General features: G+C 68.5%; 22 protein-coding genes. 11 read left to right on the forward strand and 11 right to left on the reverse strand.

The genetic code is table 11. The features are described from left to right. Nucleotides 1-4 precede the first annotated feature (4 nt). The gene (locus tag C6Y14_RS32315) at nucleotides 5-577 is read right to left on the reverse strand and encodes a DUF2269 family protein (protein ID WP_199854942.1); all 573 of its coding nucleotides are present in this window, start codon (nucleotides 575-577) and stop codon (nucleotides 5-7) included. 466 nt (nucleotides 578-1043) lie between these two features. Here C6Y14_RS32315 and C6Y14_RS32320 point away from each other — a divergent pair, with 466 nt between their 5' ends. Further along, entirely contained in the window at nucleotides 1044-2837 is a 1794-nt protein-coding gene (locus C6Y14_RS32320; RefSeq protein ID WP_107020437.1) for a globin domain-containing protein, read from the forward strand. Between the two features lie 86 nt (nucleotides 2838-2923). Here C6Y14_RS32320 and C6Y14_RS32325 read toward each other — a convergent pair whose 3' ends face one another. The 5 genes from C6Y14_RS32325 to C6Y14_RS32345 all read right to left on the reverse strand — a co-directional run bounded on the left by C6Y14_RS32325 (nucleotide 2924) and on the right by C6Y14_RS32345 (nucleotide 6623). Continuing rightward, entirely contained in the window at nucleotides 2924-3406 is a 483-nt protein-coding gene (locus C6Y14_RS32325; protein ID WP_107020438.1) for an NUDIX domain-containing protein, read from the reverse strand. 66 nt (nucleotides 3407-3472) lie between these two features. Beyond that, a complete protein-coding gene (locus C6Y14_RS32330) occupies nucleotides 3473-4378 on the reverse strand; it encodes a LysR family transcriptional regulator (RefSeq protein WP_107020439.1) in 906 nt (301 codons plus the stop codon). 215 nt (nucleotides 4379-4593) lie between these two features. Further along, complete coding sequence (locus tag C6Y14_RS32335) at nucleotides 4594-5748, reverse strand: cystathionine gamma-lyase (protein ID WP_107020440.1); 1155 nt, start codon at nucleotides 5746-5748, stop codon at nucleotides 4594-4596. Next, nucleotides 5745-6236: a low molecular weight protein-tyrosine-phosphatase gene (locus C6Y14_RS32340; protein WP_107020441.1), complete on the reverse strand. Its 492-nt coding sequence runs from the start codon at nucleotides 6234-6236 to the stop codon at nucleotides 5745-5747. Before C6Y14_RS32340 ends, C6Y14_RS32335 begins: the two co-directional genes overlap by 4 nt. A 9-nt stretch (nucleotides 6237-6245) precedes the next feature. After that, the gene (locus C6Y14_RS32345) at nucleotides 6246-6623 is read right to left on the reverse strand and encodes a phage holin family protein (protein WP_107020442.1); all 378 of its coding nucleotides are present in this window, start codon (nucleotides 6621-6623) and stop codon (nucleotides 6246-6248) included. Nucleotides 6624-6682: 59 nt separating this feature from the next. Between C6Y14_RS32345 and C6Y14_RS32350 the strand changes: the two genes are divergently transcribed. The 4 genes from C6Y14_RS32350 to C6Y14_RS32365 all read left to right on the forward strand — a co-directional run bounded on the left by C6Y14_RS32350 (nucleotide 6683) and on the right by C6Y14_RS32365 (nucleotide 8970). Further along, nucleotides 6683-7000, forward strand: coding sequence for a cupin domain-containing protein (locus tag C6Y14_RS32350; protein WP_107020443.1), 318 nt, complete (start codon nucleotides 6683-6685; stop codon nucleotides 6998-7000). A 174-nt stretch (nucleotides 7001-7174) separates the two neighbouring features. Next, complete coding sequence (locus C6Y14_RS32355) at nucleotides 7175-7387, forward strand: DUF5326 family protein (RefSeq protein ID WP_107020444.1); 213 nt, start codon at nucleotides 7175-7177, stop codon at nucleotides 7385-7387. Between the two features lie 236 nt (nucleotides 7388-7623). Beyond that, a complete protein-coding gene (locus tag C6Y14_RS32360) occupies nucleotides 7624-8427 on the forward strand; it encodes an IclR family transcriptional regulator (RefSeq protein ID WP_263973110.1) in 804 nt (267 codons plus the stop codon). Nucleotides 8428-8526: 99 nt separating this feature from the next. Further along, entirely contained in the window at nucleotides 8527-8970 is a 444-nt protein-coding gene (locus C6Y14_RS32365) for an SsgA family sporulation/cell division regulator (RefSeq protein ID WP_107020445.1), read from the forward strand. A gap of 127 nt (nucleotides 8971-9097) precedes the next feature. Here C6Y14_RS32365 and C6Y14_RS32370 read toward each other — a convergent pair whose 3' ends face one another. Continuing rightward, nucleotides 9098-10603 (reverse strand): YibE/F family protein, encoded by a 1506-nt coding sequence (locus C6Y14_RS32370; RefSeq protein ID WP_107020446.1) that lies wholly within the window; start codon nucleotides 10601-10603, stop codon nucleotides 9098-9100. Between the two features lie 220 nt (nucleotides 10604-10823). Here C6Y14_RS32370 and thiC point away from each other — a divergent pair, with 220 nt between their 5' ends. Continuing rightward, on the forward strand, nucleotides 10824-12734 hold the full coding sequence (thiC, locus tag C6Y14_RS32375; RefSeq protein ID WP_107020447.1) for a phosphomethylpyrimidine synthase ThiC: 1911 nt from the start codon (nucleotides 10824-10826) through the stop codon (nucleotides 12732-12734). 609 nt (nucleotides 12735-13343) lie between these two features. Beyond that, the gene (locus tag C6Y14_RS32380; protein ID WP_107020448.1) at nucleotides 13344-13547 is read left to right on the forward strand and encodes a DUF397 domain-containing protein; all 204 of its coding nucleotides are present in this window, start codon (nucleotides 13344-13346) and stop codon (nucleotides 13545-13547) included. A gap of 79 nt (nucleotides 13548-13626) precedes the next feature. On the opposite strand, the gene C6Y14_RS32385 is transcribed toward C6Y14_RS32380, so the two are convergent. The 4 genes from C6Y14_RS32385 to C6Y14_RS32400 all read right to left on the reverse strand — a co-directional run bounded on the left by C6Y14_RS32385 (nucleotide 13627) and on the right by C6Y14_RS32400 (nucleotide 18523). After that, complete coding sequence (locus tag C6Y14_RS32385; RefSeq protein ID WP_159074347.1) at nucleotides 13627-14484, reverse strand: helix-turn-helix domain-containing protein; 858 nt, start codon at nucleotides 14482-14484, stop codon at nucleotides 13627-13629. Between the two features lie 466 nt (nucleotides 14485-14950). Further along, nucleotides 14951-15823, reverse strand: coding sequence for a hypothetical protein (locus C6Y14_RS32390; protein ID WP_107020450.1), 873 nt, complete (start codon nucleotides 15821-15823; stop codon nucleotides 14951-14953). Between the two features lie 184 nt (nucleotides 15824-16007). Then, entirely contained in the window at nucleotides 16008-17234 is a 1227-nt protein-coding gene (locus C6Y14_RS32395) for a metallophosphoesterase (protein WP_263973113.1), read from the reverse strand. Between the two features lie 176 nt (nucleotides 17235-17410). Then, on the reverse strand, nucleotides 17411-18523 hold the full coding sequence (locus tag C6Y14_RS32400) for a LacI family DNA-binding transcriptional regulator (protein WP_107020452.1): 1113 nt from the start codon (nucleotides 18521-18523) through the stop codon (nucleotides 17411-17413). Between the two features lie 431 nt (nucleotides 18524-18954). Here C6Y14_RS32400 and hisC point away from each other — a divergent pair, with 431 nt between their 5' ends. From hisC to cydD, 4 genes are all read left to right on the forward strand, one after another. Continuing rightward, nucleotides 18955-20034: a histidinol-phosphate transaminase gene (gene hisC / locus C6Y14_RS32405; RefSeq protein ID WP_107020453.1), complete on the forward strand. Its 1080-nt coding sequence runs from the start codon at nucleotides 18955-18957 to the stop codon at nucleotides 20032-20034. Nucleotides 20035-20367: 333 nt separating this feature from the next. Next, nucleotides 20368-21873, forward strand: a complete 1506-nt coding sequence (locus tag C6Y14_RS32410; RefSeq protein WP_107020454.1) for a cytochrome ubiquinol oxidase subunit I — start codon at nucleotides 20368-20370, stop codon at nucleotides 21871-21873. Nucleotides 21874-21890: 17 nt separating this feature from the next. Next, nucleotides 21891-22895 carry a cytochrome d ubiquinol oxidase subunit II gene (gene cydB / locus C6Y14_RS32415; RefSeq protein WP_107020455.1) on the forward strand — a complete coding sequence of 335 codons (1005 nt, stop codon included), beginning with the start codon at nucleotides 21891-21893 and terminating at the stop codon, nucleotides 22893-22895. Nucleotides 22896-22996: 101 nt separating this feature from the next. After that, on the forward strand, nucleotides 22997-26494 hold the full coding sequence (cydD, locus tag C6Y14_RS32420) for a thiol reductant ABC exporter subunit CydD (protein ID WP_107020456.1): 3498 nt from the start codon (nucleotides 22997-22999) through the stop codon (nucleotides 26492-26494). Nucleotides 26495-26598 lie beyond the last annotated feature (104 nt).

Raw genomic sequence — 26598 nt, forward strand, 5'->3', positions numbered from 1 at the left:
CAGGTCAGGCTGTCCGACGGGTGGCTTTCCCGTCCACCGGTTTGCGGGCGGCCGTACGGATCCTTTGCCCGCGCCGGGTCAGCCCCCAGGGCTTGAGGACCGAGATCGCCGTCATGAAGAGATACGCGGACAGCGAGACGACCGGTCCGAACAGGACGTCACCGGGGTCGGGCAGCGGGCCGCCGTCCGACATGGCTGCGACCGCGGTGTCGACCCCGGGGCGCAGGGCGAAAACGGTGGCCGTGGTGGTGGCCAGAGTCAGCCAGAACTTGGTGTAGACCCACCGGTGCCTTGCCAGCCCCCACGGCGTGCCCAGGGACAGCACCAAGCCGGTGAGGAGGCTGAGGAACGCGAGGGGGAGCAGAAGCCAGTCGGCGAAGGTCTTCATGGCGCGGACGGACGCTTCCACGGTCACCGCTGACCCGGTGCTGGTAGCGGTGATTCCCAGGGCGAGCAGCCCGAGTGTGAGCCCGAGCCAGCACGCGGACGCGGCTACATGGACGACGAGATTGGCCCGGCGCGCGGGACGGCTTAGTTTCACGTGAAACACCGTGCCGGGCGCGAGCGGCTGAGACATCTGACAGCGGGAGTAACCGCGCGTACTAGCCTCGGCGTACACCCTGTGAATTGGCTTGCCCCGCCTGGCAATTGGAAGAATTGATGAGACGTCCACCACGCAATTCCTGACGTAAGGAATCGGGGACTTGTGCGTCGGACCGCGGCCGGTATGGTCGACTCCGGTTCGTGTCCGACGTGGTGTCCGCACACCCGTCGGGGCGATCACAGGGCAATGCAGCCTAACGGGACAGAAAGATCGAAGAATCGCATTTCCGGTTACGTGACCGGGCTGGTGGTAATGGGTGGCATGCTGACATGGCTGTAGTGCGGCCAATGTCACATTCTCGGCTCACTTGTCCCCGGCGTGCGGTGGCGCGGTCCAATATGGGGGCATTGGCCGACAGGACGGAACGGGGCGAAGCAAGCAGTCTGCGGGGGGAAAGCAGGCATCTTCCGATGGAGGAGGTGCGCAGACCGACCGAAAGATGTTCGAGGCGAGGCACAGCATGGACGCTCCGACCACCACGTCGGCCGACAACGGCACTTCAGGGGGTGGCGGCGGAGGCGGCTGGTTCACACCGCACACGCCACCGGAGCCGCCCGCGGGCGGCGAGCAGGGGGCGACCGAGGGGCGGCGCCTGGCCGCGTTGCGGCCCGTCCGCAGGTCCGCGGGGGGAGAGGGCGGCGCGGCACCGCGGCGAATACCCCCGAGTGCGGATCCCGGCCCGGACACGGATCGCGCCGACCGGGCCGACGCCGACCGACCGGACGTCGGCCGGGCCGACGCCGACCGACCCGGCCCAGGCTCTGGCTCTGGCCGTGCAGGTGTCTCCGGCGGGAGTGCAGGCCCCGCCCGTGGTGTCTCGTCCGTGCCCCCGGCGGCGTCCCGGGAGGCGACACCCCGCGCTGTGACGCACAACGGGCCTCCCCCCGTACCGAAGCCGGGCCACGAGCACCCTGGCCACGAGCACGCGGTCCGCGAGCGCCCGGAGCACGAGCGCCCGGCCCACGAACACGCCGTCCCCGGCCGACGGCCCTCCCACTTCGCAGCTCCCGCGGCAGCCGCCCCCACGCCGGTCTCGGCCCCCACAGCGGCTTCCGCGCCCGCGCCGGACTCGGTCCCCGCGCCCGTGCCCGCCGCCGCCCCCGCCCCCGCGAGGCCCGCCTCCCCCGACGCCGTCCTCATCCGCCGCACCATGGCCGAGGTCGCGCCCGTCGCCGACAAGGTCACCTCGTACTTCTACGCGCTGCTCTTCGTCCGCCATCCCGACCTGCGCCCACTGTTCCCGGCCGCGATGGACACCCAGCGGGACCGGCTGCTCAAGGCCCTGCTGACAGCGGCCGAACACATCGACAACACCGAGATCCTGGTCTCGTACCTGCAGAACCTCGGCCGCGGCCACCGCAAGTACGGCACACGCCCCGAGCACTACCCGGCCGTCGGGGAATGTCTCCTCGGCGCGCTCAGCCGGTTCGCCGGGTCGGTCTGGGACGGGGAGACCGAGGCGGCCTGGGTCAGGGCGTACACGACGATCTCACAGGTCATGATCGACGCCGCGGCGGCGGACGAACTGCGCGCGCCGGCCTGGTGGTACGCCGAGGTGATCTCGCACGATCTGAGGACCCCGGACGTCGCCGTCGTCACGGTCCGCCCCGATCAGCCGTACCCCTTCCTCGCGGGCCAGTACGCGAGCCTGGAGACCCCGTGGTGGCCGCGCGTCTGGCGGCACTACTCGTTCGCCTCCGCGCCCCGCTCGGACGGGCTGATGTCGTTCCACGTGAAGGCGGTTCCGGCGGGCTGGGTCTCCAGCGCGCTGGTGCACCGGGCCCGCCCCGGCGACATCGTCAGGCTCGGTCCGCCCGCGGGCTCGATGACCGTCGACCACACCACCGACAGCGGACTGCTCTGCCTGGGCGGCGGCACCGGCATCGCGCCGATCAAGGCGCTGGTCGAGGACGTCGCCGAGCATGGGCAGAGGCGCCCGGTCGAGGTGTTCTACGGGGCCCGCACCGATCACGACCTCTACGACATCGACACCATGCTCCGGCTCCAGCAGAGCCACTCATGGCTCTCGGTGCGTCCCATAGTCGATCAGCAGGCACATCTCCAACTGCCCGACGTGATCCGCGAATACGGTCCGTGGGACGAGTACGACGCCTACCTCTCGGGTCCGCCCGGCATGATCCGCAACGGCGTGGACGCGCTTCGGGACATCGGTATCCCGTCGGCACGTATCCGTCACGACGCGGTGGAGGACCTGGTCGCGGCACGCGACTGACACCGACTGACACCGACCGGCCCCGACCCAGGTCCCGCCCCCCGGCTCGCGTCAGCGAGGCAACGAGCCGGGCAACCAGCGGGGCGTCAGCCCAGGTCGGGTGCCTGCATCGCCCGTACGCCCTCGATGTTCCCGTCGAGATAGTGCCGCAGCGACAGCGGTACGAGGTGGACGGAGGCGATGCCCACGCGAGTGAAGGGGATCCGCACGATCTCGTAGTCGCCGCAGGGTTCTTCGATCTCGGGGCCATGGCGGAGCGAGGGATCCATGGATTCCAGGTGGCAGACGAAGAAGTGCTGAACCTTCACCCCGGTCGAACTGCTGTCCTCGCCGATGTGCTCGACAGTGTCGACGAAGCACGGGACGACATCGGTGATCTTGGCGCCGAGTTCCTCGTGCACTTCACGGTGGAGGGCGTCGACGACGGTCGTGTCCTCGGGCTCTACTCCGCCACCGGGCGTCAGCCAGTAGGGATCGACGCCGGGTTTGGTCCGCTTGATCAAGATCAAGTCGTTGCCGTCCAGCAGGACGGCCCGGGCGGTGCGCTTGACCACGGGTCGGTCGGTCATGGGAGGAATGTGGCCCGGTTGGTTCCACGTGAAACATCGCCGTCCGGACCAGGCGAGTCTTCTGCGTCACGACCAGCCGGAAGCGGCGCGCATCAGCCACTCGTGGGCCCGCGCGATATGCGGCATGGCCAGGGTGCCGGTCCGCACCACCAGGAAGTATGTACGAAGGGGTGCGACCGTCGGCTCGCTCAGCGCCACCACGTCGCCCCGCTCCAGCGCCGGTCCGCACAGATAGCGCGGCAGGACCGCGAGTCCCGCGCCGGTGGTGGCGCAGGCGAGTACGGCCCGCAGGTCGGGGACGATGACCGTGCCCGACGCGGCGGGCAGGGAGTCGAACACGGAAGCCCAGTAGCGGGCGATGAACGGCAGTGACTCGTGCACCTCGACCACGGGCAGGTTCTCCAGCGCGGGCGCGCCCTGAACCCGTAACTTGTCGGAGTCGATACGGGCGACCCAGCGCGGGGCGGCGACCAGTACGTGTTCCTCGTCGCAGAGCGGAGTCGCGGTGAGCAGGGGGCCCCGGGGGCGTGCCGCGCTGATGGCCAGATCGTGATGCCCGGCGGCGAGTCCTTCCAGCGTTTCCTCCGCGTTCCCGAAGGAGGCCCGCAGCGCGAAGCCGTGGCCGTCGTCGCCGATCAGCTCGGTGAGCGCGGGCAGCGCGCGCTCGGCGGTGAACTCCGGTGGCCCGGCGAGATGGAGGGTGCGCAGGGAGGAGTCCGCGTCGAGGCCGGTCTCGGTGATCTCCACGAGGGCGTCGAGATGAGGAGCGGCCTTGTGGGCGAGTTCGTCCCCGATGGTGGTGGGGGTCACCCCGCGGGCCTGGCGCAGGAACAGGGGGCGTCCCAGCTGCCGTTCGAGTGTGCGGATCTGTGAGGTGACGGCCGGCTGAGAGAGGCCGAGCAGGGCGGCGGCACGGGTGAAGGAGCCGGCCCGGTGCACGGTCACAAAGGTCCGCAGCAAGGCCAGATCCATGGCTTCCCTTCGATCTCCAGCGTGCCGGAAGCCCCCAACTATAAATAAGTCGATAGCCCCCTGTCGCTACCGTGATTGGACACTGACACAGAGTCAACTAGCCTTGTTCGCGCGGTTCTTAGCGCAGAGAACCGGGGCGGTCCGAGCCACGAGGGGGGAGGCTCGGACCGTCCGTTGTGCGTAGCGCGGCTACTGGCCGGTCACTCAGCAAGCACTCACTCCGCGGACTCGTCGAGCGCCCGCCGGACATCGGCCACCAGATCCTCCGGATCCTCGGCGCCGACCGAGAAACGGATGAAGCCCTCCGGGACCGCGTCGCCGCCCCAGCGCCCGCGCCGCTCGGCGGTCGACCGCACCCCGCCGAAGCTCGTCGCGTCGTCCACGAGCCGCAGCGCGTCGAGAAAACGGTCGGCACGCGCGCGCGTGGGCAGGGTGAACGACACCACGCACCCGAAGCGCCTCATCTGCTGCGAGGCGATCTTGTGCGACGGGTCGCCGGGCAGCCCGGGATAACGGACTCCGAGTTCCTCGGGCCAGTCCCGCAGTGTCTCGGCGATCACCTGGGCACTCGCGTTCTGCCGGTCCACCCGCATCTGCAGCGTGGCGAGCGAGCGGTGCGCGAGCCAGGCCTCCATGGGCCCCGGGATGGCCCCGACGATCTTGCGCCAGCGCCGTACGGAGGTCATCGCCGAGGCGTCGACGCCCGCGACGTACCCCAGGAGGACGTCTCCGTGCCCGGTGAGCTGCTTGGTGCCGCTGGCCACGGAGAAGTCCGCGCCCAGCTCCAGCGGCCGCTGCCCGAGCGGCGTCGCCAGGGTGTTGTCGACCGCGACGAGAGCGCCGCGCGCATGGGCCGCCTCAACGAGCCGCCGCACGTCGCACACGTCGAGCCCCGGGTTCGACGGCGTCTCGATCCACAGCAGCTTCGCCCCGTCGAGGACGTCGAGCTGGGCGTCGCCGCCGGTCGGCGCCGTACGCACCTCGATGCCGTACGCCTCCAGCTGGCCGCGTACGAGCGGCAGGACCTGGTAGCCGTCGTCGGGCAGCACGACCGTGTCGCCGGCGCTCAGCTGGGAGAAGAGGACGGCCGAGATGGCGGCCATGCCGGAGGCGAAGACGAGCGTCTCGACGCCGTCCTGCCCCGGAGCCTCCAGCTCGCCGATGGCGCGCTCCAGATGGGTCCAGGTCGGATTCTCGTCGCGCCCGTAGGTGTAGGGGCCCGTGGGATCGCCCGGCAGATGGAAGTGCGCGGCGAAGACCGGGCCGGGGAGGGTCGGCTCGTGCTTGACCGGCTCGGGCAGCCCCGCTCGCACGGCACGCGTGCCGTCACCCACTCCCTCGGAACCCGCTTCCTCGAAAGAATTCGTCATGCCGCCTGTTCCTCCACTTGCTCGCGTACAGCGGCGAGCAGTCCGGTGCTCGCCGCCTCCACCATCTCAAGACACTCCTCGAAACCGTCCATCCCCCCGTAATAGGGATCAGGTACGTCGAGATCGGCGCCGGCGGTGACGTCGTACGAGCGCAGCAGCCGGACCTTCTCGGCGTCGGCCGGGGTCGGTGCGAGGCGGCGCAGGGCTCTGAGGTGGCCGGAGTCGAGGGCTATCACCAGGTCGAGCCGGGAGAACCAGTCGGGCCGGAACCGGCGGGCCGCATGGCCGCTGCCGTAGCCGTTCGTCTCCAGCACGGAGACGGTGCGCGGGTCGGCGCCGTCACCCTCGTGCCAGCCGTCGGTACCCGCGCTGTCCACCTCGACCAGACCGTCGAGCCCCGCCTCGGCCACCCGCGCGCGGAAGACGGATTCGGCCATCGGGGAGCGGCATATGTTGCCGGTGCATACGAAGCACACGCGATAGGGCATCGGGGTCGCTCAGTCCTCGTCGGGAAGGACGACGTTCAGGGCCCAGGAGACGATCGAGATGATCAGGCCGCCCAGGACGGCGGTCCAGAAACCGTCGACGTGGAAGCTCAGGTCCAGCTTGTCCGCCAGCCACGAGGTGAGCAGCAGCATCAGAGCGTTGACCACCAGCGTGATCAGACCGAGCGTGAGAATGAACAGCGGGAAGGTGAGGACCTTCACGACCGGCTTGACCAGGAAGTTCACCAGCCCGAACAGCAGCGCGACAAGCAGCAGCGTGCCGATCTCCTTGCCCTTGCTGTCACCGCTCAGGGTGATCTTGTCGAGCAGCCACACCGCCACCGCCAGGGCGCCCGCGTTGGCGATCGTCTTGACTACGAAATTCTTCATGTGTCTGATCGTGACAGAAGAGATCGGACACGAGCAGCGGGGCAGGGGCGGACAAGGCGATGAAGGCATTCCGGCTGGACGAACTGGAGGCGGAGCGCGCCGCCAACGACGGCGCGTACCTCCAGTTCCTGCGCGAGAAGAACATGTCGGTCGGCCTGTACGCGCTGGACGCGGGAGCGCAGGACCCGCAGCAGCCCCACCACCAGGACGAGGTGTACCTCGTCGTCAGCGGCCGTGCCGCGATCACGGTCGGCATGGAGACGACCCAGGTGGCACGCGGCAGCGTCGTGTACGTACCCGCGGGGGTGGCCCACAAGTTCCACCACATCAGCGAGGATCTGCGGGTCGTCGTGGTCTTCTCTCCACCGGAGAGCTGACGTCCGCCTCAGGGTTCCCTAGGGGAACGGTCAGGGGCAGACAAGGGGTGCCAGGCCCCCGCCGGCACCCCTGCCGCGCCTAGCATCGAGACAGGACATTCGTGGCCCGCCGACAGGGCGGGAGCGATCAGGGACAGCACTCGGAAACGGGCAGAGAGACAAGGAACAAGGGCGATGCGAGAGATCTTCGCGGGGATGCCGTGGTGGGTTAAGTGGATCGCGGTGCCGGTCATCGCTCTGGTCGTGTTCGGCGGCCTGATAGCGAGCGTCGTCGGTTTCGTGATCGGCCTGCTCTTCAAGCTGCTGCTCTTCGTGGCACTGGTCGGCGGACTCATCTACGTCGTACGGAAGTTCATGTCGGGCTCCACGTCGAGGAGCGACTGGTAGGCGGGCGGCCCGGGGGACAGGTGATCCGCCGGACCTCACCGTCCGGCAGGCCCGCACCGCCGAGGGAAACCGACGGTTCCCTCGGGCGGGGGAAGTTTTCGAGGCATGTCGTCAGCGATCGGTGGCAGACGGTTAAAGTCCGGAACTCGCCGCGGGGTTGATCCTCGGGAGCGGCGTTCCGAACCCTCCCGTGTCACCCTCGCACGGGCGGCCCCCTCGCGTTTCGGGAGTGACCTTTGGCCACGGCTGGCACCGCACCCGCAGGACCGAAGGTTCCGGCCTCCGAGCCGCATCCCACGACCCTCATCGGTTCGGTGCAGCGTGCGATGCGTCTTCTGGAGTCCGTCGCGCGTCACGAGCACGGAGCGCCCGCGAAACAACTGGCCCGTGAGGCCGGGCTCGCTCTCCCCACGGCGTACCACCTGCTGCGCACCCTGGTGCACGAGGGATATCTGCACCGTGAGAAGGGGCTGTTCTTCCTCGGCGAGGCGGCCGAGCGGCTGAGCCGCAGCGGAGCCCAGCAGAAACGTCGCAGCACGATCGCCGATGCCCTGGGAAGCTGGCGTGATTCGATCGGTGCCCCCGTCTACTACGCGGTCTACCGCGGCGGGGAGATCGAGGTCGAGTGCGTCGCCGACACCCCGGGCAATCCCGCGGTCGAGGAGTGGGCGGACTTCCGGGAGACGGGGCACGCGCACGCGATCGGCCAGTGTCTGCTGTCCCAGCTCGACGCGGAGGGGCGCAAGGACCACCTCGACCGCTACCCCGTGCGATCGGTGACGCCGTACACGGTGCGTGACGATCAGACCTTGATTCGCCGTCTCGAATCGACCGGACGCATGCAGCCGGTGATCGAACGTCAGGAGTACGCGCTGGGCACGGTCTGCGCCGCGATCCCTCTCACCCTGGGCAGTACGGCCGCCACGGTGGCCCTCTCCATGCCGTCCCACCAGGCCGAACGGCTGCTGCCGGCGGCGCGGCGGCTGCAGAGCGAGATCGACACGCTGATGGGGACACTTGCGGTCTCTATCAGCATCTGAAAACTCACTCCTTGTGATCTGGTGTACACGTTCAGCAAGATGCCAGAAGTGTTTAGGTGGACGATTCCCGGCCATGGACGGCAAACGACGGGGTAGGCGATGCGCGAGTCGGTAGTACAGGCAGAGGTCATGATGAGCTTCGTCGTCTCGGAGGAGCTCTCCTTCCGCATTCCGGTGGAGCTGCGTTACGAGACCTGTGATCCCTATGCCGTGCGTCTGACCTTCCACCTGCCCGGCGACGCTCCGGTGACCTGGGCCTTCGGCCGGGAGCTGCTGATCGACGGGGTGGGCCGGCCGTGCGGGGACGGAGACGTGCACATCACTCCCTCGGACTCCTCCGAGAGTTTCGGCGATGTGCTGATCCGTCTTCAGGTGGGCGTCGACCAGGCCCTGTTCCGCTGCGGTACGGCGCCGCTGCTGGCGTTCCTCGACCGTACGGACCGGCTGGTCCCGCTGGGTCAGGAGCGCTCCCTCGCCGATTTCGACACGCATCTGGACGAGGCCCTGGACCGCATCCTGGCGGAGGAACAGAGCACGGGGTGACGCGGCGGCAGCCGACGTGAGGTGACGCTTCCCCGTTCCCCGTCCCCCGGGGCGTCGTTCCCTGCTGCCTGCTGCCTGCTGCCTGCTGCCTGCTGCCTGCTGCCTGCTGTCCGCTGTCCGCTGCGCGTCAGTGCTTGCGGCGGCGGCCGCTTCCGCCCCGGAGCGGTGCCTTCGAGCCGGACTGGGCCTGCGGTTGGGGCTGTTGTGGCTGTGGCTGCGGCTGCTGGGCCGGGGTGGCGCCGCCCTGCCGGTCGGCCGAGACCACCAGCGCCGCGAGGGCTGTGGTGACCGGAACCGAGGCGACCAGTCCGATCGAGCCGACGAGGGTGCGGACGATCTCCGCGGCCACCAGTTCGCTGTTGGCGACCGTCCCCACGCTGCTCTGCGCGATGGAGAAGAGCAGCAGCAGAGGCAGCGCCGCGCCGGCGTAGGCGAGGACGAGCGTGTTGACGACGGACGCGATGTGGTCGCGGCCGATACGGATGCCCGCGCGGTACAGGCCTCGCCAGCCCATCGTCGGGTTGGCCTCGTGCAGCTCCCAGACCGCCGATGTCTGCGTCACCGTGACGTCGTCGAGCACTCCGAGCGACCCGATGATGACACCCGCGAGCAGCAGACCGCTCATGTCGATGGACGGGTAGAGACCGTGGATCAGACCGGTGTTGTCATCGGTGTTGCCGGTCAGTGCGGCCCAGTCGATGAACAGTGAGCCGAGCAGCCCGATCAGCACCAGCGACAGCAGCGTGCCCAGTACGGCGACCGACGTCCTGGCCGAGAGGCCGTGGCACATGTAGAGCGCGATCAGCATGATGGCGCTGGCCCCGACCACGGCCACGATCAGCGGATTCGACCCCTGCAAAATCGCGGGCAGGATGAAGAAGGTCAGGATGAGGAAGCTGACGGCCAGCGCGATCAGCGCCATGACACCACGCATCCTGCCCACCACGACCACGGCGAGGGCGAAGATACCGGCGAGCAGCGCCATGGGGAACTTGCGGTTCACATCGGTGACCGAGTACTGGAGCTCCTTGGGGGCGTCGGGCGCGTACGCCACGATTACCTCCTGGCCCTGCTCCAACTGGCGTGAGGAGTCCGGCTGGACGATCTCCGTGAAGGTACGGCCCTTGTCCTTGCCGGAGTCGACCCGGATCGTCGCCTTCTTGCAGGTGCCCGAGTCCTGCTGCTGAGCCGATGAGCCCTCGGCCGTCGAGGTGTCGCCGGTCGGAGTCCCGCCCGAGGCGTTCACGGACTTGCAGTCGACCTTGTCGACCTTGGTCACGGTGGCCTGCTGGGTCTGCCGGTCGAAGCCGACCCCCGTGCGCTCGTGTCCGGGGGCGCCGCCCGGCCACAGCACCGCGAGACCGACAACGACCGCCGCGGCGAAAGGAATCAGCACTGCCGCGATGATCTTGCGCAGATGCATGGAGACAGGAGCCGCGGGGCCATGACTGTGCGAGTGGCCGTGCCCACCGCCGACAGGTCCGTCGCCGCCACCGCCGGGCCGGTCGCCGCCGCCTCCGCTGCCGGGGCCCTGAGGGCCCTGTCCAGGTCCGCCGCCGTGACCGTGGCCGTCGTGGCCGTGTCCGTGGGGCGGTTCGGACGGCGGAAGTGGGGGCTGCTGCGTCGTGGTCACCGACCGATCATCGCAAGAACGAGAGGGGCCCACTGTTCACCGCGCCCATTGTGACGCTAGCGTGGAAGCACCTTTGCACACGCGGGAGCTCGGAGCACCGGGCTGAGAGGGCGCTGACCTCCGTATCCGCGATGTTTCACGTGGAACATCGCCGGACGGGAAACGCTGCGTCGACCGCCGAACCTGTTACCGGGTAATGCCGGCGTAGGGAGTAGGTCTCATGACCAACAAGGACGTACGCACGCCTGCCTCCAGCCAGACGGGCGGGGCGCTCGCCCCGGTCGACGGCATCGAGGTGTCCGCAGTGGCCGAGGACGGCGGGGCAGCTGCTTCGCCCGAAAGCGCCGAAGCCGGGACATCCGAAGGCGGGAAGTCCGAGAGCGCGAGGTCCATCGGCTGGCACAAGGCGTATGTCGCGGGCTCACGCCCCGATCTGCGGGTGCCGGCCCGTCAGGTGCATCTCACCAACGGCGAGTCGGTCACCCTGTACGACACCTCCGGTCCGTACACCGATCCGCTCGTCGACACCGATGTACGCAGGGGTCTGGCACCCCTGCGCGACAACTGGATCATCGCCCGCGGCGACACCGAGGAGTACGCGGGCCGCCCCGTGAGTCCCGAGGATGACGGGATCAAGCACACCTCGCCGCGCGGTGGGCTGCGCAATCTCGACGCGGTCTTCCCGGGGCGTCCGCGGTTGCCCCGCCGCAGTCGCGACGGGCAGGCGGTGACCCAACTCGCCTACGCGCGACGGGGCGAGATCACGCCGGAGATGGAGTACGTGGCCATCCGGGAGAACGTCGACCCCGAGGTCGTCCGCGAGGAGATCGCGGCGGGCCGGGCCGTGCTGCCGGCCAACGTCAACCATCCCGAGATCGAGCCGATGATCATCGGCAAGCGGTTCCTGGTGAAGGTCAACGCCAACATCGGCAACTCCGCGGTCACCTCCTCCATCGAGGAGGAGGTCGACAAGATGACCTGGGCGACGCGCTGGGGCGCCGACACGGTGATGGACCTGTCGACCGGCCGCAACATCCACACCACCCGCGAATGGGTGCTGCGCAACTCCCCCGTCCCCATCGGCACGGTTCCCCTCTACCAGGCGCTGGAGAAGGTCGACGGGCGTGCCGAGGAACTCACCTGGGAGATCTACAAGGACACGGTCATCGAGCAGGCCGAGCAGGGCGTGGACTACATGACCGTCCATGCGGGGGTCCGCCTGCCGTACGTCCCGCTGACCGCGAACCGCAAGACCGGCATCGTCTCGCGCGGCGGCTCGATCATGGCGGCGTGGTGCCTGGCGCACCACAAGGAGTCGTTCCTGTACGAGCACTTCGAGGAGCTCTGCGAGATTCTCGCCGCGTACGACGTCACGTACTCGCTCGGCGACGGGCTCCGGCCCGGGTCGATCGCGGATGCCAACGACGCCGCGCAGTTCGCGGAGTTGCGCACCCTGGGGGAGCTCAACAAGGTCGCGAAGCGCTTCAACGTACAGACCATGATCGAGGGCCCGGGGCATGTCCCGATGCACAAGATCAAGGAGAACATCGACCTGCAGCAGGAGATCTGCGAGGAGGCCCCGTTCTACACGCTCGGCCCGCTGACGACCGACATCGCGCCTGCGTACGACCACATCACCTCCGGCATCGGTGCCGCGATGATCGCCTGGTGGGGCACGGCGATGCTCTGCTACGTCACGCCCAAGGAACACCTGGGCCTGCCCAACCGTGACGACGTCAAGACGGGCGTCATCACCTACAAGATCGCGGCCCACGCGGCGGACCTCGCCAAGGGACATCCGGGCGCACAGGAGTGGGACGACGCGTTGTCGGACGCCCGCTTCGAGTTCCGCTGGGAGGACCAGTTCAACCTGGCCCTGGATCCGGACACCGCACGGGAGTTCCACGACGAGACCCTGCCGGCCGAACCGGCCAAGACGGCGCACTTCTGCTCCATGTGCGGGCCGAAGTTCTGCTCGATGAAGATCAGCCACAGTATCAACGAGCAGTTCGGCGGTACGGCGGACGCGGGGGCCTCACCCGAAGAGGTCGCCGACGGGATGCTCCAGAAGTCCAAGGAGTTCGCCGCCGCGGGCAACCGGGTCTATCTGCCCATGGCCGCGAGCGAATAGGGTTCCTTCACCTTTGGCCGACCGAACGGTCGTGGCGCTGAGATGCCGAGGTCCTGGACGATCATTTCCAGGACCTCGGTGATCCGGCCCGTTCGGCGCGCGAGTGGGGCCGGTGGTGGAAGAGGTGCGCTATTGCCTTTCGAGCCACCAGATCAACAGGGAGACCGCACCGGCCCCGAGGGCCGTGCAAGCTCCTTTGAATGCGTTGGCGCCTGCGGAGCGCGCCCATTGCTTCCACTTCGTTGAGCTGGTCTTGTGTGGTGAGTAGCCCTCCGAGATGGAGTCTGTAGACTCCATGGCAGAGCTCCTTTCGGTTTCGCAGACGGGGGTGCTTGGCGCAAGGGAGTCCGCGACCTGAAGCTTGCCGGCCGGGTCGCAGGGCTCCCTTTTGCTGTGTTCACACGGAACAATCTTGGTTCCTTTTCGGCCAGCCGCTTGTGTGGCGCGGCCGGCGCTTTATTGTATTTATTGTGCATATACCTCCATTTAGCGTCCTGGGGTGCACATCGGTGTGCATCTTGGCAGTGCTGGTGGCGGCACCCATACTGATTTGAATGCCGAAATTCTTTGGTGTCGCCACCCTTTGGCTGGCGTGGACGTGGGGGTTGCATGCGGTTCGATGATGCTGAAGTGCGGTGGCGAAAGAGCTCGGCCAGTGGTTCGGAAAACTGCGTTGAAGTAGCTTTCGCCGATCATGTGGCTGTACGCGACTCGTCCAATCCCCATGGGGCTCTTCTGGGATTCAGCGCATATTCCTGGTGCTCTTTCCTGTCGGAGCTCAAGGCGCCTGGCTCAGGAGCCCGCTCCTCATAGGTTGTGGTGTCGGCGATTCCATGGTTCCCGTTGCGCGGCCGGTGACGTTCCGCAACATGCTCCCCTGGTGTTTCTCGTGTCACTCCTGGCCGAACAGGAATTCCCTCGTCACTCCAGTGGCCACCTCCCTCTCGACTTCCCAGAAGATATCCAGATAGTCTGTCGGCCGGCGCTGTGAAGTGCGCCCCAGGGCCTTTTCGCTCAGAATGGCCGAGCCGTCCGGATTCTCCAGATAGACGACCATCTCGTCCTCGTCCTCAGGAAACTCGAAAAGAGCATAGGGAGATCCGAAACGTGGGTAAATTCCCGCACTGAACGGAACGGTGTACACCGTGACCGTGGGCATCTCGTTGACCGTCAGTAGCTTTTCAAATTGTTTGTGCATCGTCTCGGGTGATCCCACTGTTCTCCGGATCACGGCCTCGTCCAGGATGAAAAAGGACTTGGGACCGTCTGTCTGAATCAGACGGTCCTGGCGCTCCAGGCGCAGCTGCACAAGTTGCTCGGTCTTCTCCCCTCCCAGGTTGAGCCGGTTCAGGACCACCCGCATGTACTCCTCGGTCTGCAGCAGACCGGGTACGAAATTGGGTTCGAAGTTCCTGATGATCGACGCGGAGCTCTCATATCCGAGATACGTCTCGAAGTCCTGATTCACCCAGGGGCGGTACTGGTCCCACCACGGCGGCCGTCGTGCGGCACGTGCCATGTCGGTCAGCACCTTGACCTGTGCCCGGTCCGTGATCCCGTAGTGCTCCGCCAGCACCCGTACGTCGGTGACCGACACGCCGACGGTGCCGGCCTCGATCCGAATCACCTTTGAGGGTGACCAGTCGAGCTGCTCGGCTACCTCGCGCTGCTTCAGTCCTGCGCCCTCCCTCGCCTTCTTGAGGCGATCGCGCAGTCGTGCACGCTGGAATCCGGGCTCTTCCTGTGGCACCGAGGTCTCCGTCCTGACGCAGTGGGCGTTGTCCGTCAGTAGGCTAGTGGCCTGGAGGCGCTCAGGCACGCCGCTTAGGGCTGCTCGGCCGATGGCGAAGGCGCTGTCTGCTGCCGACCCGAACGCCTGGCGCCCATGAGCCGCACGGCTCGACGCGCGCTGTCTCATCGCCGCCAGTCTGTCTGCCCGGACACCAAGTGCGTCATGCTGGATTGCCACATGGCATATAGCATCCTGCGCGCCCACGTATAAAACAAGCCCACCTGCGAATGTGTGTAGGCGAGTCAATTAATGGGGCTCGATTTACGGTAGAGCGATACTTTTCCTACGCGTCGTAATGCATGCCTGAGGGGCTTGAGTGCCGTGGCTGGCGACACCATTGCGCGGAACGTAAAAAGAAAAGATCGACGACGGAAATCCGTCGTCGATCATTCTTGCGGGGCGGGTGGTGTCGGCGAGCCCGCCGCTACTCCGGAGCGTGCTCCGGTCCCCCGAAGTCCGGGCTGCTGAAGTCCGGGCTTGAGTAGCTGGGACGGGGACCCGCCGCCGCACCCCCGTCGGGACTGCTGAATCCCGGCCGGTTGTAACCGAGCTGCGGCATCCGGCTGACCGGTTCCGTCGGCTTCGTACGGCCGAGGGCCGCTGTGCCGGGGTCGGCGAGAGCCTCCCGGAGGAACGGCATGAGGCCGCGCTCCAGGAGTGCTTCGTGCCAGGCTTCCCTGGCCAGAGCGACCTCCTCGTTCCGTTCACCGTGTACACCGGCCTGCAGTGAGCTGGCGCCGTTGCGCAGGGCGGCGAGCAGCAGGCAGACCGCGGCGACCAGGATCGAGACCGCGGTGATGGCGCCGAAGACCCAGCCGGTGGTGAGGAGGGTCCGTGCGATGCCCGGCTCGGGGGCGAGCATCTTCAGGATGTAGCCGACGAGCAGGAAGATCGCCGCGGCGGTGCCGGCGAGGACCGGGGCGAGCACGGCGACCACCGCGGCGGCACCGGCCCCCGCGGTCTCGGCGACTTCCCCCATGGTGGTGGCGAGCCCCACCGCGCTCGTGCCCGGATCCGAGGAACTGCTGGATCCTTCGCGGACGGGAGGGGTGGACGGCGCCGGTTGGCGCAGTTCCTCGCGGACCTTCACATAGTGCTGGTACTCGCTCGCCGCGGCCGCCGTGATGAGTGCGGTGGCGTTGAGTGCCATCGTGCGCAGCTGTTCGGGGTTGAGCCGCTGACCGACAGCGGCGAGTTCCGGACGGTGTGGTGCGGAGCGCAGCGCCTCGTCGAGGATCCGCTCGTACTCTTGGCGGTCCTCGCTCAGCAGGTGCTGCGGAACGCTGTTCATGTGCATCCCCCGATGCTCCGTAGGGCTGGGTGACTCGGCATGCTGACGAGCCGTCGGGCAGAAACGGAGGGGAGCCTGCTACGGATAAGCCGATGGTAGAGCGATGACGGCACAGGGTGACAGGGGGTTTCCAGAATTTGCCCCCGGACCGCACGCGTCCTCCATCGCAGGACGTGTGCCCCGTGAACGCCTAGTTATCCAGGGGAAGCTGCTGGACCAGCAGTTTCCCGGCCATGGTCACGCCGCCGTCCATCGCGATCGCGAGCTTGTCGGCGTACACATGAGGTTCTTCGACCGCGAGAGGCGGAGAGTTCTCGCCGTCCTCCGAGCCGACCTCGCCCCGCAGGTACGGAATGGGGCTGTGACCATGGACGATGCGTGACCCGCCGTAGGTCTCCAGCAGGGAGCGGACCGCCTGCGCGCCGCCGTCGTCGCGGAACGCGAAGCGCTTGGTGAACTTGCGGAACAGGTCCCAGCACTCGTCCGCGTCATTGCGGGTGAGGGTTTCGCGGATGGTGTCGTTGACCGCTTCGATGGAGTCGCCGTAGTCGAGATAGGCGGTCGTGTCGGAGTGCACGAGCAGATGCCCGTCGGCCAGTTCCATCGCGTCCAGGCGGGCCATCCACTGCAGATGATGGTCCTGGAGACGTTCCATGTCGGTCTTCTGGCCGCCGTTGAGCAGCCAGGCGGCCTGGAAGGTGGCGGTTCCCGCGCCGGAGTTGACGGGGGTGTCCCCGAACCGCCTGGCGCCCAGGAGCAGCAACTCGTGGTTGCCCATCAGCGCCTTGCAGTAGCCGCCGACCGCGGCGGCCTCGGCGGAGAGCCGCATCACGAGGTCGATGACGCCGATCCCGTCGGGCCCGCGGTCGGTGAAGTCACCGAGGAACCACAGCCGGGAGGTCCCGGCCGCCCAGCGGCCTTCGAGGTCGATGAGCCCCTTCTCGTGCAGCGCGGAGACGAGTTCGTCGAGGTAGCCGTGCACGTCGCCGACGACGTACAGCGGACCGGGACCCTCCTCGGGCTGCGGAATCCGACCGGCCTCGGGGTCGACCGGCATCTGAACCGTGTCACCGCGGTTGATGACCGGCAGATCGCGCTCGGTCGGCGTGTAGCCCTCCGGCTCGGCGGCGGGGACGCCGGCCTCACCGTTCGGCGGTCCGCCCGCGTAGGAACCGGACCGGACGTACGGCTCCGGGGGCCCGGTGTACGGGTCGGCGGCCTGGTCGTACGGCTCGGCGGAGCGGTCGTACGGTTCGGCCGGCCGGTCGTACTGCCCGGGCGGTGCCGGGTGCGGTCCGGGCGGCTGCGCGTACGGACCGGCTTCGTGGACGTACGCCGGTACGCGGAAGTCGCGCACCGTCGGCGTCCGCATCTCGGGTCCCTGACCGGCCCCCTGAGTCATCGACCCCTCCACCACCATCGCGCCGCATCTGCACCGCGTCGGACTGCCTGGTCGCAGCGGCCCGCGGTGTCGTCCGCCCATCATAGGAATGCGGATCGCGCCATGTGATGACCCAGGGGTGGTGAATCGGAGCAGAACCCCAGTTCACCGTGGTTTTCTCCCGAATTGGGAGGGCCTTTCCGCGTCGGAGGTCACCCCTGCTCCGGAGACCGCGGTGGACTGACGGTCGTCCGTGGCGGCCGTCGCTCGGAGGAGGTGCGCACGATCAGCTCCGTCGGTATCACCTGCTCGACCGGTTGGTCCGATTCGACCCCCTCGATGGCGTCGATGAGGAGCTGGACCACGGCCGTGCCGATTCGTCTCGGTTTGAGCGAGAGTGTCGTGACGGGCGGTTCGGTGTTGGCGTAGACGGTGGACTCGCTGCAGCACACGAGCAGCAGGTCGTCCGGTACGCGCAGGCCGTAGCGCCGCGCCGCCGCGAGGAGGTCGGTGCCGTTCGGGTCGAACAGACCGTAGACGGCGTCGGGACGGTCGGGCCGGGCGAGCAGCCGGTCGGCGGCCACCGCTCCCGCGCACGGATCGTGCGCGGGATAGGCCTCGTACACGGGATCCTGGCCCACACGCTCGCACCAGCGGAGGTACGCGGTCGTCGACAGGTGCGTGTACGTGTCCGTGGTCGTCCCGGTCAGCAGGCCGATCCTGCGGGCTCCGGCGGCGGCCAGGTGGTCGAGGATGCCGAGGACCGCGGCCTCGTGGTCGTTGTCCACCCAGGCGGTCACCGGCAGCGAGCCGGCCGGGCGGCCGTCCGAGACCACCGGTAATCCCTGGCGGACGAGTTCGCTGACGACCGGGTCCTGGTCGGAGGGGTCGATGACGACCGTCCCGTCCAGGGCCACGTTCGACCACACGTCGTGGCGCGAGGTCGCCGGGAGGATGACCAGGGCGTAGCCCCGGGCGAGCGCGGCCGAGGTGGCGGCTCTGGCCATCTCCGCGAAGTACGCGAACTCCGTGAAGGTGAAAGGTTCGTCCCCGTAGGTCGTCACGGTCAGGCCGATGAGGCCCGACTTGCCGGTACGGAGGGTTCGGGCCGCCGCGGAGGGCCGGTAGCCCAGCCGATCGGCGACCTCGCGGACATGGCGTCTGGTGGCGTCCGGGAGCCGTCCCTTGCCGTTGAGGGCGTCGGAGACCGTCGTGATGGAGACTCCGGCGGCCGCGGCCACGTCTCTGATGCCCGCCCGGCCCGGCCGGTTTCCTCGACGCGAGGTATCCGACCGGCTCACCTGGTGCTTCCCTGCTGCTGTCATGGCGAGCCGATAGTAGGGCTCATGCGGTGGGGTAGTGCGGACGCATATGCACTCGTTGACAGGCACGTTTCTGCATGGTCATCAGTGCGCAACTCCCTTGGAAAGCAAGGGAGTTGACCGTTTCAATGGCAGTACGTCACTTGTCGACGCGCATGAGCCTGCCAAAGGGGCCATGTCTCGAAGAGGTCTCAACTCACCTTCACGAGGGATGCGCGCCACGGCGCGAGCCACCGGCGCGGGCTGTGACGAGCAGCGCGCCCCCTCTTTCGTACGCCTTCGTGCGGTGATGCCCGGGAGTGCGCACACGGATCGTCGGTGCCGGCCGGGAGGTCGGTCCCGGCCGTACTCAGCGGCTCCGAATCCTCTTAAGGTGAGCAGTATTGGTAGCCGGTGGTGGTGATGAGCCGGAGACGGTCACAAGGAGGACTGCGGTGAGCGAGACGAGCCCGAAGCTGCGAGCCGAGCTGGAGGGTATCCCCACGTACAAGCCCGGGAAGCCCGCGGCCGCGGACGGTCCGGTGGCGTACAAGCTGTCCTCCAACGAGAACCCCTATCCGCCGCTGCCGGGTGTGCTGGAGAGCGTGAGCGCGGCGGCCGGGTCCTTCAACCGCTACCCCGACATGGCGTGCACGGGGCTGATGAACGAGCTGGCGAACCGGTTCGGGGTACCGCTCACGCATCTGGCCACCGGAACCGGATCGGTCGGCGTCGCCCAGCAACTGGTGCAGGCGACCTCCGGACCGGGCGACGAGGTGATCTACGCCTGGCGGTCCTTCGAGGCGTACCCGATCATCACCCGCGTCAGCGGGGCGACGCCGGTCCAGGTGCCGCTGACGCCGGGGGACATCCACGACCTCGACGCGATGGCGGACGCGATCACCGACCGGACCCGGCTGATTTTCGTCTGCAACCCCAACAACCCGACGGGTACGGCCGTGCGCCGGGCCGAGCTGGAACGATTCCTCGACCGGGTGCCGGGCGACGTCCTGGTGGTTCTCGACGAGGCGTACCGGGAGTTCGTACGCGATGCCGAGGTGCCGGACGGCGTCGAGCTGTACCGGGAGCGGCCGAACGTGTGCGTGCTGCGTACGTTCTCCAAGGCGTACGGTCTCGCCGGGCTGCGGGTCGGCTTCGCGATCGCTCATGAGCCGGTGGCGGCTGCGCTGCGCAAGACGGCCGTGCCGTTCGGGGTGAGCCAGCTCGCTCAGGACGCGGCGGTCGCCTCGCTGCGCGCCGAGGACGAGCTGCTCGGACGGGTCGGTTCGCTGGTCTCCGAGCGCACGCGGGTGGTCGAGACGCTGCGCGGTCAGGGCTGGACGGTGCCGGACACCCAGGCGAACTTCGTGTGGCTGCGGCTCGGGGAGCGCACGGTCGACTTCGCCGCCGTGTGCGAGCAGGCCGGGGTCGTGGTGCGGCCGTTCTCGGGCGAGGGCGTCCGGGTGACGGTGGGCGAGACCGAGGCCAACGACATCTTCCTGAAGACGACGGAGAGCTTCCGCAAGGAGATCTAGCCGAGCTGTCGGCTTCGAGCCCATGGGCCTCCAGCCGGACCGTCGGCAAGAGGCTGTTGATCAAGGCCCTGGCACCCCGCGAGAGCGAGGGGCCAGGGCCTTGTGGCGTTCGTCTCGTTCTTTGCTCCTGCGCGCCTCTGACCTGGTGTTTCGTGCCAGATAAGCCAGGTCCCGCAGCAAGGTACCCCCACCTGTCACCGCTCGAACGGGCATGCGTCATAATTGCTTGTGAATGTGAACGCGTTCACAAGCGCGTCCCATTTGCTCCCTGGATGTCTGGGGCAAGCGGGACAAACTGCCGCGGTTACCACGGCGACGTAAGGAGTTGACGACGTGGAATTGGCTTTGGCGCCGGAGACGATAGCGCGATGGCAGTTCGGCATCACCACCGTCTACCACTTCCTCTTCGTCCCGCTCACGATCTCGCTCGCCGCGCTCACCGCGGGCCTGCAGACCGCCTGGGTGCGCACGGAGAAGGAGAAGTACCTCAGAGCCACCAAGTTCTGGGGCAAGCTCTTCCTGATCAACATCGCGATGGGCGTCGTCACGGGCATCGTGCAGGAGTTCCAGTTCGGCATGAACTGGTCCGACTACTCACGCTTCGTCGGTGACGTCTTCGGTGCCCCGCTCGCCTTCGAGGCCCTGATCGCCTTCTTCTTCGAGTCCACGTTCATCGGACTCTGGATCTTCGGCTGGGACAAACTGCCGAAGAAGATCCACCTGGCGTGCATCTGGATGGTCTCGATCGGCACGCTGCTCTCCGCGTACTTCATCCTCGCGGCCAACTCCTGGATGCAGCACCCGGTCGGCTACCGCATCAACGAGCAGAAGGGGCGCGCCGAGCTCACCGACTTCTGGCTGGTCCTGACCCAGAACACCGCGCTCAACCAGGTGTTCCACAGCTTCTCGGCCGCCTTCCTGACGGGTGGTGCCTTCATGGTGGGCATCGCGGCGTTCCACCTGATGCGCAAGAAGCACATCCCGGTGATGCGGACCTCGCTGCGGCTCGGCCTGGTCACCATGGCCGTCGGCGGCCTCCTCACCGCGATCAGCGGAGACACCCTCGGCAAGGTCATGTACGAGCAGCAGCCCATGAAGATGGCCGCAGCCGAGGCCCTGTGGGACGGCGAGGAGCCCGCGCCCTTCTCCGTGTTCGCCTACGGGGACGTCGACAAGGGGCACAACTCGGTGGCCCTGGAGATCCCCGGGCTCCTGTCCTTCCTCGCCCACAGCGACTTCGACTCGTACGTGCCCGGCATCAACGACACCAACAAGGCCGAGCAGGAGAAGTTCGGCCCCGGCGACTACAAGCCCATCGTCCCCGTCGCCTACTGGGGCTTCCGCTGGATGATCGGCTTCGGCATGGCGTCCTTCTCCCTGGGCCTGCTGGGACTGTGGCTGACCCGGAAGAGGTTCCTGCTGCCGGCCGCCCGGCGGACGGGGGAGGACGAGGTGCCACACCTGGTGCTGCTGAGGAAGCCGCTCGGGTCCAGACTCACCCGGCTGTACTGGCTCCTGGCGGTCTGGACGATGGCCTTCCCGCTGATCGCCAACTCGTGGGGCTGGATCTTCACCGAGATGGGCCGCCAGCCCTGGGTCGTCTACGGCGTCATGCAGACCCGGGACGCGGTCTCCCCCGGTGTGTCGCAGACCGAGATGATCATCTCGCTGGCCGTTCTGACGACGATCTACGCCATCCTCGCCGTCATCGAGGTGAAGCTGCTCGCGAAGTACATCAAGGCCGGACCGCCCGAGCTCACCGAGGCCGACCTCAACCCGCCCACGAAGATCGGCGGCGACCCCCGGGACGCCGACAAGCCGATGGCCTTCTCGTACTAGGCCCAGGGAGCTGAGTCATGGAACTTCACGACATCTGGTTCGTCCTCATCGCCGTCCTGTGGACCGGCTACTTCTTCCTGGAGGGCTTCGACTTCGGGATCGGCGTCCTCACCAAGCTGCTCGCCCGCGACCGGACCGAGAAGCGGGTCCTGATCAACACCATCGGCCCGGTCTGGGACGGCAACGAGGTGTGGCTGCTCTCGGCGGGAGGTGCGACCTTCGCCGCCTTCCCCGAGTGGTACGCCACGCTCTTCTCCGGCTTCTACCTGCCCCTGCTGCTCATCCTCGTCTGCCTGATCCTGCGCGGAGTCGCCTTCGAGTACCGGGCCAAGCGGCCCGAGGAGCAGTGGCAGCGCAACTGGGAGAACGCGATCTTCTGGACCTCGCTGCTCCCGGCGTTCCTGTGGGGTGTGGCCTTCGGCAACATCGTCCGGGGCGTGAAGATCGACCAGAACTTCGAGTACGTGGGCAGCCTCGGGGATCTGCTCAACCCGTACGCAGTCCTGGGCGGGCTGGTGACGCTGACGCTGTTCACCTTCCACGGCGCGGTGTTCGCGGCGCTCAAGACCCTCGGTGACATCCGGGAACGGGCCCGGAAGCTGGCGCTGCGGCTCGGAGTGATGACGGCCGTGCTCGCGCTGGTCTTCCTGCTCTGGACCCAGGTCGAGAACGGTGACGGCAAGAGCCTGGTCGCGCTGGTCGTGGCAGTGGTCGCGCTGGTCGCGGCGATCGGAGCGAACCAGGCGGGGCGTGAGGGCTGGGCCTTCGGGCTGTCGGGCCTCACCATCGTCGCCGCGGTCGCGATGCTGTTCCTGACGCTCTTCCCGAACGTCATGCCGTCCTCGCTGAACGACGAGTGGAGCCTCACGGTCACCAACGCCTCGTCGAGCCCGTACACGCTGAAGATCATGACCTGGTGTGCGGTGATCGCTACACCGGTGGTCATGCTCTACCAGGGCTGGACGTACTGGGTGTTCCGTAAGCGGATCGGTACCCAGCACATCGCTGACGCCGTGCACTGAGGCTCATCAATCCGGGGGCATGTTTCACGTGAAACATGCCTCATGAGAAGAAGGTGTGTTTCACGTGAAACACACCTGCTTGACCCAAGGGTGTGTTTCACGTGAAACCGATCGACCCACGACTTCTTCGATACGCCCGCGCCACCCGTCTCTTCCTGATGGCGGTCGTGGGACTGGGAGTTGTGGGAGCGGGGCTGGTCGTCGCTCAGGCCATGCTCATCGCCGAAGTGGTGGTGGGCGCCTTCCAGCACGGACTGTCGACGGCTGAACTCCGCACACCACTCATGCTGTTGGCGGCTGTTGCGGTCGGTCGTGCGCTCATCTCCTGGCTCACCGAACTCGCGGCGCACCGGGCGAGCGCGGCGGTCAAGTCGGAGCTGCGGGGACGGTTGCTGGAACGGGCCGGTGCGCTCGGTCCGGAGTGGCTGAGCGGGCAGCGGACAGGCTCACTGATCGCGCTCGCCACCCGAGGGGTGGACGCCCTTGACGACTACTTCTCGCGCTATCTGCCGCAGTTGGGGCTCGCGGTGGTCGTACCCGTCGCCGTCCTCGCGCGGATCGTCACCGAGGACTGGGTGTCGGCGGCGATCATCGTCGGCACGCTGCCGCTCATTCCGATCTTCATGATGCTCATCGGCTGGGTCACGCAGTCCCAGATGGACCGCCAGTGGCATCTGCTGTCCCGACTCTCGGGGCACTTCCTGGACGTCGTCGCGGGGTTGCCCACGCTCAAGGTCTTCGGGCGGGCCAAGGCGCAGGCCGAGTCCATCCGGCGGATCACCGGGGAGTACCGGCAGGCGACCATGCGGACCCTGCGCATCGCCTTCATCTCGTCCTTCGCACTGGAGCTGCTCGCCACGATCTCGGTCGCCCTGGTCGCCGTGACCATCGGAATGCGGCTCGTCCACGGCGAGATGGAGCTGTACGACGGACTGGTCGTGCTGATCCTCGCCCCCGAGGCCTATCTGCCGCTGAGGCAGGTAGGGGCGCAGTACCACGCGGCGGCGGAGGGGCTGTCGGCCGCCGAGGAGATCTTCTCGGTCCTGGAGACGCCGGTGCGGGAGCCCGGGACCGGTGTCGCGCCCGCCTCCGGGGAGCTGCGCTTCGACGGAGTGACGGTCCGCTACCCCGGGCGGTCGTCCGACGCCGTGTCGGACGTGTCCTTCGCGGTCCGGCCCGGCGAGACGGTGGCGCTCGTCGGCCCCAGCGGCGTCGGCAAGACGACTCTTCTCAACGTGCTGCTGGGGTTCGTCCGGCCCACGGAGGGGCGGGTCGAGGTCGGGGGAGTCGATCTGACGGACGCCGACCCGGAGCAGTGGCGTTCGCATGTCGCCTGGGTGCCGCAGCGGCCCCATCTGTTCGCCGGGTCCGTCGCCGAGAACGTACGGCTGGCGCGGCCGGAGGCGGACGACTCCGCGGTGCGGGAGGCGCTGGCCGACGCGGGGGCCCTGGAGTTCGTGGACGCGCTCCCCGACGGACCGCACACGCTCCTGGGCGAGGACGGTGCCGGGCTCTCCGCCGGGCAGCGGCAACGGCTCGCCCTGGCCCGGGCCTTTCTCGCGGACCGGCCGGTGCTGCTCCTGGACGAGCCGACGGCCTCGCTCGACGGGGCGACCGAGGCCGAGGTGGTGGCGGCGGTCCGGCGCCTCGCCGTCGGACGGACCGTCCTCCTGGTCGTCCACCGGCCGGCCCTGCTGGCGGTGGCCGACCGTGTGGTGCGCCTGGAACCGGCGGCTTCGGCGGACCAGGCCGCCGCAATGCCCGGCGGTACGCGGCCGAGCCACTCCGACGTGGTGGCGTCAGCACCCGCGGCGGACGCGGGGAAGACGGCCCCGATCCCGGAGGGGCGGGGTGACGTGCTCGCGCGCGTACGTGCCATGGCCGGGCCGCGCAGGGGGCGGCTCGCGCTGGCCCTCCTGCTCGGCAGTCTCGCGCTCGGAAGCGCCGTCGGTCTCATGGCCACCTCGGGCTGGCTGATCTCCAGGGCCTCCCAGCAGCCGCCCGTGCTGTATCTGATGGTCGCCGTGACGGCCACGCGGGCCTTCGGGATCGGGCGGGCCGTCTTCCGGTACGCCGAGCGGCTGGTGTCGCACGAGGCGGTGCTGCGGATGCTCGCCGACACCAGGGTCGCCGTGTACCGGCGCCTCGAACGGCTGGCGCCCGCCGGACTGCGGACCACCCGGCGCGGTGATCTGCTCTCGCGGCTCGTCAGCGATGTCGACGCGCTGCAGGACTACTGGCTGCGCTGGCTGCTGCCCGCCGCCGCGGCGGCCGTCGTGTCCGCCGGTTCGGTCGGCTTCACGGCCTGGCTGCTGCCCGAGGCGGGTGCCGTGCTCGCCGTCGGGCTGCTGGCCGCGGGCGTGGGCGTCCCGCTGGTGACCGGAGCCGTCGCGCGCCGCGCCGAACGCCGGCTGGCACCGGCACGCGGTGTCCTGGCGACCCGGGTGGCCGACCTCCTCACGGGAACCGCCGAGTTGACCGTCGCGGGCGCCCTGCCCGCCCGTACCGCCGAGGCGCGGCGGGCCGACGCCGAGCTCACCCGCATCACCTCGCGCGCCGCCACCGCCACCGCGCTCGGTGACGGACTGACCGCGTTGATCTCCGGCCTCACCGTCACGGCCGCCGCACTCGTCGGCGCTCAGGCGGTCGTCGACGGGCGCCTCAGCGGCGTTGCGACGGCCGTCGTCGTCCTCACCCCCCTGGCCGCCTTCGAGGCCGTCCTGGGGCTGCCGCTCGCCGCCCAGTACCGACAGCGGGTACGCAGGAGCGCGGAGCGCGTGTACGAGGTCCTGGACGCGCCCGAGCCCGTACGGGAACCGGAGCGGCCGGTGAAGGCGCCCGCATCGCCGTTCCCGGTCGTGGTGAAGGACCTGGCCGCCCGATACGAGGGACAGGAGCGGGACGCGGTCGCCGGGGTGGACCTGGTGCTCGAACAAGGGCGCAGGACCGCTGTCGTCGGGCCGTCCGGATCCGGCAAGACGACGCTGGCCCAGGTGCTGCTGCGCTTCCTGGACCCACGCGGAGGGACGTACACGCTGGGGGGTGTGGACGCGTACGGCATGGACGGCGACGACGTACGGCGACTGGTCGGGCTCTGTGCGCAGGACGCGCACCTGTTCGACAGCTCGGTGCGCGAGAACCTGCTGCTCGCACGGAAGGACGCGACGGACTCCGCGCTGCGGGACGTGCTGGGACGGGTGCGGCTGCTCGACTGGGCCGACGGTCTGCCCGACGGGATCGACACGATGATCGGGGAGCACGGGGCCCGGTTGTCCGGGGGGCAGCGGCAGCGGCTGGCGCTCGCCCGTGCGTTGCTCGCGGACTTTCCCGTGCTGGTGCTCGACGAGCCCGCCGAGCATCTCGACCTGGCCACCGCCGACGCCCTCACCGCCGATCTGCTGGCCGCGACCGAGGGGCGTACGACGCTGATGATCACCCACCGGCTCGCGGGCCTGGAAGCGGTGGACGAGGTGATCGTCATGGCGGAGGGGCAGGTGGCGCAGCGGGGCGCGTTCGACGAGCTGGTGCGTGCGGAGGGGCCGTTGCGGGAGATGGCCGAGCGGGAGAGCCGGACGGGGATGCCGGCCTTCGCAGGGTGACCGGACGGGGACGACCGGCCCTCGCACGGTGACGGGACGGAGATACCGGCCTTCGCACGGTGGGAGGAGCACGCAGGACCACGTGCCAGGGTTCGACTTTCCCT

The organism is Streptomyces dioscori (assembly GCF_003024195.1).
In the GTDB taxonomy this organism is placed as follows: domain Bacteria; phylum Actinomycetota; class Actinomycetes; order Streptomycetales; family Streptomycetaceae; genus Streptomyces; species Streptomyces dioscori.

Bases quoted from the DNA above. Each gene is read 5' to 3' on its own strand.
- C6Y14_RS32315 (WP_199854942.1), bottom strand. From the start codon at position 577: ATGTCTCAGCCGCTCGCGCCCGGCACGGTGTTTCACGTGAAACTAAGC.
- C6Y14_RS32320 (WP_107020437.1), top strand. From the start codon at position 1,044: ATGTTCGAGGCGAGGCACAGCATGGACGCTCCGACCACCACGTCGGCC.
- C6Y14_RS32325 (WP_107020438.1), bottom strand. From the start codon at position 3,406: ATGACCGACCGACCCGTGGTCAAGCGCACCGCCCGGGCCGTCCTGCTG.
- C6Y14_RS32330 (WP_107020439.1), bottom strand. From the start codon at position 4,378: ATGGATCTGGCCTTGCTGCGGACCTTTGTGACCGTGCACCGGGCCGGC.
- C6Y14_RS32335 (WP_107020440.1), bottom strand. From the start codon at position 5,748: ATGACGAATTCTTTCGAGGAAGCGGGTTCCGAGGGAGTGGGTGACGGC.
- C6Y14_RS32340 (WP_107020441.1), bottom strand. From the start codon at position 6,236: ATGCCCTATCGCGTGTGCTTCGTATGCACCGGCAACATATGCCGCTCC.
- C6Y14_RS32345 (WP_107020442.1), bottom strand. From the start codon at position 6,623: ATGAAGAATTTCGTAGTCAAGACGATCGCCAACGCGGGCGCCCTGGCG.
- C6Y14_RS32350 (WP_107020443.1), top strand. From the start codon at position 6,683: ATGAAGGCATTCCGGCTGGACGAACTGGAGGCGGAGCGCGCCGCCAAC.
- C6Y14_RS32355 (WP_107020444.1), top strand. From the start codon at position 7,175: ATGCGAGAGATCTTCGCGGGGATGCCGTGGTGGGTTAAGTGGATCGCG.
- C6Y14_RS32365 (WP_107020445.1), top strand. From the start codon at position 8,527: ATGCGCGAGTCGGTAGTACAGGCAGAGGTCATGATGAGCTTCGTCGTC.
- thiC (WP_107020447.1), top strand. From the start codon at position 10,824: ATGACCAACAAGGACGTACGCACGCCTGCCTCCAGCCAGACGGGCGGG.
- C6Y14_RS32380 (WP_107020448.1), top strand. From the start codon at position 13,344: ATGCGGTTCGATGATGCTGAAGTGCGGTGGCGAAAGAGCTCGGCCAGT.
- C6Y14_RS32390 (WP_107020450.1), bottom strand. From the start codon at position 15,823: ATGCACATGAACAGCGTTCCGCAGCACCTGCTGAGCGAGGACCGCCAA.
- C6Y14_RS32400 (WP_107020452.1), bottom strand. From the start codon at position 18,523: ATGACAGCAGCAGGGAAGCACCAGGTGAGCCGGTCGGATACCTCGCGT.
- cydB (WP_107020455.1), top strand. From the start codon at position 21,891: ATGGAACTTCACGACATCTGGTTCGTCCTCATCGCCGTCCTGTGGACC.